The organism is Clostridium sp. (assembly GCF_051656525.1).
Classification (GTDB): Bacteria; Bacillota; Clostridia; order Clostridiales; family Clostridiaceae; genus Clostridium.
Genome location: NZ_JBOGCC010000338.1, coordinates 1 through 9771, shown reverse-complemented (window position 1 = coordinate 9771; position 9771 = coordinate 1). Strand labels below are relative to the sequence as shown.

The following is a 9771-nucleotide window of genomic DNA, read 5'->3' as shown; positions in this document are numbered from 1 at the left end:
GAATAGAGCAGATGATTTAAATAAACTTGTTAATCTTTTTGAATTAGGAGAACTTCCATTAAGATGTACTCACAATGATACTAAGTTTAACAATGTAATGATAGATGATGAAACAGGAAAAGCTGTTTGTATGATAGATTTAGATACAGTTATGCCAGGATTATCTCTTTATGATTTTGGTGATGCTATAAGATCAGGTTGTAGTACAGCAGAGGAAGAGGAACTTGATTTAAATAAGGTTAATTTTGATTTAAAACTTTTTGAAAGTTTTATCAAGGGCTTATTAGAAGAAAGTAAGGAAACGTTAAATCAATATGAAATAGAAAATATAGCATTTTCAGCTAGAGTTATAACTTTAGAACTTGCAATGAGATTTTTAACTGATTATTTAAATGGAGATACTTATTTTAAAGTACAAAGGGAAAATCAAAATTTAGATAGAACTAGGAATCAGTTAAAACTTGCTTATGAAATAGAAAGAAGTTTAGATAAAATGAATGAGATAGTAAAAAAATATTTATAACTATTTAAATTAATGAGAATTTATAGATAGTTTCAAAACACTCTGTAGAAGCAAATAAGCTATACAGAGTGTTTTTTGGTTCTTACTCAGCTTTGGGCTATTCCCCTAACTTGAGAAAGAACCGTTTTTTTATTAAAATAACTTTTAAAATTTAAGGTATTCTTTTTATATTAAAGTGTAATATTTTTATAAAATATTAAAAAAATAAATGGAGAATAAATAAGTATTAAAATAATAGAGGTCGAAAATAGAACTTTAACTTTAATTATTGTGGAAAAAATAACCTTAAATTGATATAATTTACATTGAGGGGTGAGTTTATGTGTATTAAAGAAAAAATTTATCTAGCACAATTTAAGTATGATAAGTATTTAGTTTTAAATACTGAAAAGGAAAAATTATTAAGTTATCAATTGGAGATGATAAATAATAATAGAGAGTGTGGAATTCTTGAAATAGAAGCTAAACAATTTAACTCAAAATTAGAATTAAATTATAAAGTAGTTAACCTAGAATCTTTAGAAGAATATATTATAAACACTGAAATGGATGAAAGAAAATTAATAAATATAATCAAAAGCATTAGTAATATAGTAAATAGTTATGAAAATTATTTTTTAGATCAAGATAATTACTTATTAGAGATAGATAGAATATATATAAATCCAATAAATAATGTAATAAAAATGGTTTACATTCCTTTAGAGGAGAATGTAAACGAAGATTTTGAAAAAGAATTCAAAAAATTAATAAAGGAATTAGTAACAACTACTATGAATAAAAATTGGGTGGATACAAATAAATTAGGAGTTTCTACTTTAGAGTATTTAGAAAATAATAATTTTAATATAGTGAATTTTGAAAAATTTATATTATCTTTTCAAAAAAGTGATACTACTACTATGAATTATAATTCACAAATAAAAAATAAAAACTTAGAGAAAAATAATCAAAATAAATATAAGATAGTTGAAAATAAAACAGTTGCTGATAATCATTTGAAATCAGAAAAAAAAGAGCAAAGAAATGTATTTGAAAGTAAAAAAACAAAAAAAAGTTTGGAAGTATCAAAAATAGTATTTGTAATTTCAACTTTATTTCTTATAATTGGAATTTATGTTTCCATTACTAGTAATGAATTATCAACAATGATTAAGTTATTTATAGGAATAGGAAGTCTATTAAGTATAGTAGTTTTGATTATGCTTTTCATTAAAAAGAATAACAATAAAGAGAAAAACACAGAAGAAAAGTTTAGATTTAATGAGAATCAAATTAAATTTAATAATTTTAATGAAAATGATTATTGTACTGAAATATTAGAGGAAGAAAAAAGTTTTTATTTAATAAAAAAAGATGATAAATTTGCAGAAAAAATAAAAATTACAAATAATGATTTCATAATAGGACGTCTTAAGGATGAGGTTGATTTTTGTATTCCAATAAAAACAGTAGGAAAGACACATGCAAAAATAGTTAAAGAAAAAAATGAAAATTATTTGATTGATATAAATTCTAAAAATGGAACTTATTTAAATGGAAAAAGATTAGATGCTAATAAAGCATATCAATTAACTGATAATGATGAAATTATATTTGTTAATAATAAATATATATATAAAGAAATTTAATTGATGAGTTAAGGTGAATGGAGGGGATATTTTGTATCTATTTAAAAAAATTAATAATGATTTTTTAGCAATTGAATTAGAAAAGATATCCGTTGTTAACAGGGAAGAATTAGAATTTATAAATACCAATAATGAATTAGGATTTATATATATTGAAATTAATCAATTTAATAATAAAGCAAAGCTTATTTATAATATTGAGGATAAAATAACTTTAAGTGAATTGTTGGAAAATGAAATAAATATAGGACAGGCTATTAGCATAATAAAGGATTTAATTCTTATAAAAGATATTAGCAACTCTACAATAAATATAAGAAAAATTTTATTAGATATAGATAAGATTTATGTAGATAGTAGCACTGAAAGCACGAGGATAAAATTTGTATATTTACCAATAAATAAAGATATGCAAGAAATGAATCAAAAAACTGATATAGAAGAAATTGCTTTAAAAGTAATAGAAGCTTTAGAAAATAAAAATGATGTAGAAAGATTGAAACTTATTTTAAAAAGTAAATCTATAAAAAGTGTTTCTACGGAATTAGTTTATTTATTTAATGAAAATTATAAAAATAAACTAAAAAAAATAAATAGGGATAGAGAAATAAAAGAAAAACAAGAAGCACTTAGTAAAGTTCAACAACAACAAAAGAAAGAAGAAAGAGAAGTTGAAAATCTATTTTTTTTTAAAAAATTAAAAAAAATTTTTTCAAAAGCTAGTGAATTAAAAAAAAATGCTATATTGAATTACTTTGATGGAGAAAAAATAGTGGAATTTCAATTGAAAAATAATAATGTTATAGGAAGAAGTTTAGAAAATTGCACTATAACTATAGAAGGAAAAACGGTAAGCAAAGTGCACGCTATTATAAAAAAATTTGATAATAAGTACTATGTATTAGATGAAAATTCAAAAAATGGAACTTATATTAATGGAAAAAGAATATCTAAGAATAATTATTTTATATTAAGAGATGGTGATGAAATTTTATTTGGTAATGTAATATGTATATTTAAAGGTGAGTGAGATTATTGAGAAAATTAAATTTAGTAATAGCAGATAAAGATGAAAGATATATAAAAGGAATAACTAGTTATATCACAAATAATCATATGAATGAATTTAAAATAGTTTCTATAACAGATGAGAAATATTTAGAGCAATATTTAGCTAGTTCTGAAGTAATAGATATTTTATTAATTGATAGTTCTCTTTATGGAAAAATTATTAGTAGAAGATTTATAAATACAATAATAATTTTAAGTCCTATTAAAGAAAATAATAAGGGAAGAAGCATATATAAATTTCAATCTGGTGGAAAAATTTATTTAGAAACTAAAAAAATATATATGGAGGATAATCCAGAATATGAAGAAAATTTAGAAAATATTATAAATACAGTAGTGAACACTGTTTATTCACCTATAGGTGGAATAGGGAAAACTATAATTTCTATAAGTATGCTTTTAAAGTTGGCAAGTAAATCAAAAGAAGTATTGTATTTAAATTTTGAAGATTTAGCTAGTACGGAAACTTTTTTTAAATGTAATGATAAATCAATGTCAGATTTGTTGTATTTAGCTAAAGATAGAAATAAGGACCTTAATAAAGAGTTATTAAATTATTTGCAAAGAGATAATAATGGAGTTTATTATTTTTCACCAGTAAATAGCATTTTAGATTATGAAATAATAAATTCAGAGGATATTAATTACTTTATAGAATCTTTAAAGGAATTAAGAAAATTTGATTATATAATAATAGATTTATCAGCGACTTTTTCTACAAAATATAGTTCTATAATTAATTTAAGTAATAGTGTAACAACTATTTTAGGTAATGATAAATTAAGTTCTATAAAAGTGGATCATTTTTTAAAACAACAGGAATCATTAAATAAATATAATTTTATAATTAATAAATATGAAAATATAGAAACAGAGGAAATTTTGCCAAGTCAATTAAAAAAAGAGAAAAAAACTGTTTTATATAAAATAGAATATTTTGATTTTTTACAAGGAAAAATTAATTCTATTGAAGATATACAAGGACATAATAGTTTTGGAATATCTATAAGTGAAGTAATTGAGAAGATATTCAATTAAAGTTAAAAATAATTTAACAATGAGGGGTAGAAAATTAATGGAAAAAGGTATAGTTTTAGTTAATTTAGATAGGACGGATTATCAATGGGAATTAGAAATTCCATTAAATATATCTGTAAAGGAGCTTTGTTCAATTTTAAAAAAAACTCTGAAGTTTGAAGAGTTAGGGGTAGAGGTTAGTGGTTATTATGTAAGAACTGAAAATCCTACATGCTTTTTAAAAGGAAATGATATTTTGAAAAATTTTAAAATTGGATTTGGAAGTAAAATTGTAATAATTTAAATTGGTGTAGAGTGGAGTGAGAATTCTGAAGAGGGATATAAAACATGTATTAATTTTATTTAATAAAAATTTTTATAAGGAATTTGATATAGATAATTTTGATTGTGAAGAATTAACAATAGGATTAGAGGAAGATAATGAAATAAAACTTAATTTAGATATAAATATGAAAATATCATTGAAAATATTAAAAAACAATAATTATTGGGAAATAATAGAGGGTGAAAATCTTTACTGTATTATTAATGGAATAAAAACTTCAAGAAAAAAAATGATGCATGGAGATCAAATTTCAATAAAATTAAAATCTAATAAAATAGAATTATTTAAAATAAACTTTTTTGTAGATTTTGTAAGTGGAAAAGAAAACTATGATAAAATAGCCTATTTAGAAAATAAGGAAATCATAAAGATAGGTAGTAATAAGGAAAATAATATTTTTATAAATGATTTTTTAATTGATAAAAATCATTGTTATCTAAAAAGAGAAAAACATAATTTATATTCATTAGTAGATATGAATTCAAGATATAGTATTTATGTTAATGGTAAAAAAGTAGAAGGAGCAAGGCTATTAAATAAAAATGATTTTATTATAATTTGTGGATATAAATTTTTATTTATGGAAGATAAAATTTTATTTAGTAATTATAATGAAAAAATAAAAATTAATAATTTAAAAATAGATATTTCAGCAATAGCAAAATCAGCTTTAGTTTATCCAGAATTTATAAGGAGTCCTAGATATAGATATAACTTACCAAAAGAGTTAATAGAAATTGTGGAGCCACCTGCATTAGGAACTAAACCAGATTGGGAGATGTTTTTACCTTTAGTTTCAACAATAGCAATGAGTGGAATGTATGTTTTTTTAATGCCAGGAAATGCTATATTTAGTTTGGGTAGTACTGCTGTAACTATTTTAGTTACTATAATGATGTTTAGTATAAAAAGTAAGCAACATAAAAAAGAAAAAATTGATAGAAATAAAAAGTATATAAATTATATTGAAGAACAAGAGGTTAAAATAAGTTCTTTATACAATGAACAGAAAAGAATAAGTAATATTATATATCCAGAAATAAAAGAAGCTATAAAAATATTAAATGATTTTAAAGTTAGATTATGGGAAAAAGATAAAAAACACGAAGATTTTCTTGAAATAAACTTAGGTAAAGGGATTGTTAATATATCTTTTGAAGTAAAAATTCCTAAAGAAAAATGGGGAAAAACAGATGATGATTTAATTTTAAAACCTAAAGAATTAAAAGAAAAATATGAAAATATAGAAAATATGCCTATAACATTAAATTTAAAAAAAGAAGAAGCTATTGCAGTAATTGGAACTAAAGAATTAGTAACTCAATATATATATAATTTATTGATTCAAGTTGTAACATATCATCATTATGAAGATGTGAAAATAGTATTTGTATATGATGAAGATGAAGATGAAAATTGGAGTTGGATAAGATGGTTACCTCATATTTGGAGTGATAATAAAAAGGTAAGATTTATTGGAAGAGGAAAAGATTCAGCACATATAATATTGCAAATAGCTAATGATGTATTAAGTATGAAAGAAGAAAAAAATATTACTGAAGCACAACATACCTTATTTTTCATAACTAATCCAGAACTTCTAAAAAATGAACAAATAGCTTTGTATTTAGAAAGAAACGAAACAAAAGGATATACCCCTATATTTCTTTACGAAAGTATACAGGTAGCACCTAAAAATTGTACAAGTATTATAGAAATTTTAGATGATAAAAATGGAATATATAGAAAAGTTGAAAGTGCAGAAAGCATAACTAAATTTAATTATGAAAATATTGAAATTGAAGATTACGAGGAATTTAGTAGAATGATGGCTCCAGTTTATGTGAAAGAAACATTTTCTGCTAGTTCATTACCTAAAATGATAACCTTATATGATTTATATGGTGTTACATCAGCAAGATATTTACCAGTTTTAGAAAATTGGAAAACTAACAATGTATCTAAAACTATGGCAGCACCATTAGGTATTAATATGGCAGGAGAGCAAATTGTTTTAGATTTACATGAAAAAGTTCATGGACCTCATGGGCTTGTTGCAGGGACAACAGGATCTGGAAAAAGTGAAATAATACAAAGTTTTATAGTTTCATTAGCTATAAATTATCATCCTTACGATATTTCTTTTATATTGATAGATTATAAAGGTGGAGGGATGGCTAACTTATTTAAGGATTTACCACATTTAATAGGCACCATAACTAACTTAGATGGGAATGCAGTGAATAGATCATTAGCTCTTATCAAAAGTGAATTGAAGAGAAGACAAAGTATGTTTTCTAAAAATGATGTAAATCACATTGATGGTTATAAAAAATTAGAAAAAGAAAAAAATTTAGAACCTTTACCTCATTTAGTTATTATTGCAGATGAGTTTGCAGAATTGAAAAGTAATCAACCAGATTTTATGCAAGAATTAGTTTCAGCAGCTAGAATAGGAAGAAGTTTAGGGGTTCATTTAATTCTTGCAACACAAAAACCTAGTGGAGTTGTTGATGATCAAATATGGAGTAATTCAAAATTTAAACTTTGTTTAAAAGTGCAGGATGCTAGCGATAGTAATGAGTTATTAAAAAAACCAGATGCAGCTAATATAGTAGATCCAGGAAGAGCATATTTTCAAGTAGGAAATAATGAAATTTATGAATTGTTTCAATCTGCTTGGAGTGGTGCAAAAAAATATGAAGATGACGAGTTATCAGGAAATGATATAGAAATATCCGAAGTAAGTGTAGAAGGTGGAAAAAGATTATTATATTCATCTAAGGAAGCATTAAAGAATAAAAAATATATTACTCAATTAGAAGATACTATTTTATATATTAATAAATTATTTTATTCAAAAGGTTATAAAAAAATAGATGATTGTTGGGTACCTCCACTTGAGGAGATTTTATTTATAGATGAGTTAATAAAAGAAGAAGATTATTTTTATAATAATAAAGAGTCATTAAAAGTAACTATAGAAGCTGTAGTAGGAATATTCGATAGTCCAGAAATGCAGAAGAAATTTCCTTATAAATTTAATTTTACAGAGGATGGTAATTTAGTGATAATCGGTGCACCTGGCTATGGAAAAACAATATTATTACAAACATTAATTTTATCACTTACTTTAAATTATTCACCTAAAGATGTTAATTTATATATTTTAGATTTTGGAACAAGGACTTTAAAAATTTTTGAAAAATCAGTTCATGTTGGTGGAGTAGTTTTAAGTGATGATGAAGAAAAATTAGAAAATTTAATCAAGATGATAAAAAAAGAAATTATAAAAAGAAAAAAAGACTTTTCAGATTATGGAGCAAGCAATTTAAACAATTATAGAGTTGCTAGTGGAAAATTTTTGCCTCAAATAATTATAATAATAGATAACTTTGTAGCTTTACGAGAATTATATGAACAATATGAAGATGATTTTATATTTTTTGCAAGGGAGGGAGCTACTTTAGGAATAAGTTTAATTATATCAGGAAACTCATATAATGATGTAAGTTTTAGAATGATAGGTAATTTTAAAATGAAAGCTACGTTTACCTGTATAGATAATAGTGAGTATGCAAATTTATTTAATAAAGTTGGATTGAGTTTATCTCCAATAAAGGGAAGAGTTTTAGTTGAACATAATGAAATAAATGAAATGCAAGTAGCGTTACCAGGAACTACTGAAGAAGAGGTAGATAGAATAAAAGAAATAAAAGAGCTAATTAATAATGTAGAAACTAATTATAAAGGAGAAAAGGCTAAATTAATACCATTAATGCCGGAAGTTATTTTGTTAGATGAAATATTAGAAGAAATTAAAGAATCTAATGAATTTAATTCAGTTATTGTTCCTTGTGGATTTAGTTCAGATAAATTAGAAAACAGATATTTTAAATTAAGTAGAAGCTTAACCTTTGCAATAGTTGGAGAGAGTAAAAGTGGAAAAACAAATATATTAAAAAATATAATTGAAATTTCAGAAGTAATAAATAAGAATAGTAAATTTATAATTTTTGATAGCTATTCTTCAGGATTAAAATCGATGAAGACTAAAAAAAATATATTATTCTATGCAAATGACGATGAAAATTATAAAGAAATTTTTGAATATATAGAAATAGAATGTGAAAGAAGAAGCAATATAATTAATGAAAGATTAGAACTTGGTGAAGAAGAGGAGTTTATTTTAAAGGAATTTGATGAACTAATTTTAATAATAGACAATATAGGTGAATTTGGAAATAAAATAGAAGCAGAATATGAATATTCTGATATTATAAATAAAATTATTAAAGAGTTTAGTAATTGTAAAATAAGTTTTATAGCAGCAGGAATAGAAGAACAGTTTAATGATTATGCTTATTCAATAGATTTTGTAAAAGTGATGAAAGAGAATCAAGTAGGGATATTGCTAAATTATGTAGAGCGACAACGTTTTTTTGATATTCAAATAAGATATGGAGTAACAGAGAAAGAATTAAAAAAAGGAGATGGATATTTTGTAAATAAAAATTACTTTGATAGGATAAAGATTCCTAAAAATTAGGGGGGGAAAATATGTCTCAAAAAATTAATAATTTAATTAATGAAAAAAATAAATTAAAAAAAGATTTAAGTATAGCAAATCAAATGAGGAAAACAATAAACACAGTTAAAACTTATAGTAATTATGTTGAAAATGATAAAAAAAGATTATTGAAAAATATACAAGGGGCAATAGATGGAAATAGAGAAGTTCAATATTTAGAAAAATCAAAGGGATATCATAAATATAATGAAACTCAAATAGAGTCTATATTAAAAGAAATTGATGGAATGATAAGAACTATTAATAATAAAATTTCAGATTCTGATAAAAAAATAGCAACTGAAAAAAAGGCGGAAGAAGCAAAAAATAAAAAATAGAAAGGAGAAAAAATCAATTGAGTGATGAAATAAAGTATGGCAAAGATTTTTTTATGGATATAAATAAAGTAATAAGTGGTTCTAAAACTACAATAATCAATAAAAAAAATATGATTAGTAATTTAAATAAAACAGCGACAAATGTCTGGTTAGGTTCTGGAGGAAGTAATTTTTCTTCAAATACAAATGATATAAATAAAAATTTAAAAGATATATTAGAAAATATGGATAAGATAGTTAAGGATATAAAATATGTGGAAACAGCATTTATAGAT

Annotated in this window: 8 protein-coding genes; all 8 read left to right on the top strand. The window is 23.1% G+C overall.

Annotated features, from left to right (window positions below; all coding sequences use genetic code 11):
• On the top strand, positions 1 to 523 hold a 523-nt coding region (locus ACRDDY_RS16825; protein WP_438566093.1), incomplete at its 5' end, for a phosphotransferase.
• 320 nt (positions 524 to 843) lie between these two features.
• The gene (locus tag ACRDDY_RS16820; RefSeq protein WP_438566092.1) at positions 844 to 2154 is read left to right on the top strand and encodes a DUF6382 domain-containing protein; all 1311 of its coding nucleotides are present in this window, start codon (positions 844 to 846) and stop codon (positions 2152 to 2154) included.
• A gap of 31 nt (positions 2155 to 2185) precedes the next feature.
• Positions 2186 to 3184 (top strand): FHA domain-containing protein, encoded by a 999-nt coding sequence (locus tag ACRDDY_RS16815; protein WP_438566091.1) that lies wholly within the window; start codon positions 2186 to 2188, stop codon positions 3182 to 3184.
• A gap of 5 nt (positions 3185 to 3189) precedes the next feature.
• Positions 3190 to 4263, top strand: a complete 1074-nt coding sequence (locus ACRDDY_RS16810) for a hypothetical protein (RefSeq protein ID WP_438566090.1) — start codon at positions 3190 to 3192, stop codon at positions 4261 to 4263.
• A 37-nt stretch (positions 4264 to 4300) separates the two neighbouring features.
• Complete coding sequence (locus tag ACRDDY_RS16805) at positions 4301 to 4546, top strand: EsaB/YukD family protein (RefSeq protein ID WP_438566089.1); 246 nt, start codon at positions 4301 to 4303, stop codon at positions 4544 to 4546.
• Positions 4547 to 4562: 16 nt separating this feature from the next.
• Positions 4563 to 9137, top strand: coding sequence for a type VII secretion protein EssC (gene essC, locus ACRDDY_RS16800; protein WP_438566088.1), 4575 nt, complete (start codon positions 4563 to 4565; stop codon positions 9135 to 9137).
• A gap of 11 nt (positions 9138 to 9148) precedes the next feature.
• Positions 9149 to 9496: a hypothetical protein gene (locus ACRDDY_RS16795; protein ID WP_438566087.1), complete on the top strand. Its 348-nt coding sequence runs from the start codon at positions 9149 to 9151 to the stop codon at positions 9494 to 9496.
• Between the two features lie 17 nt (positions 9497 to 9513).
• On the top strand, positions 9514 to 9771 hold a 258-nt coding region (locus tag ACRDDY_RS16790; protein ID WP_438566086.1), incomplete at its 3' end, for a hypothetical protein.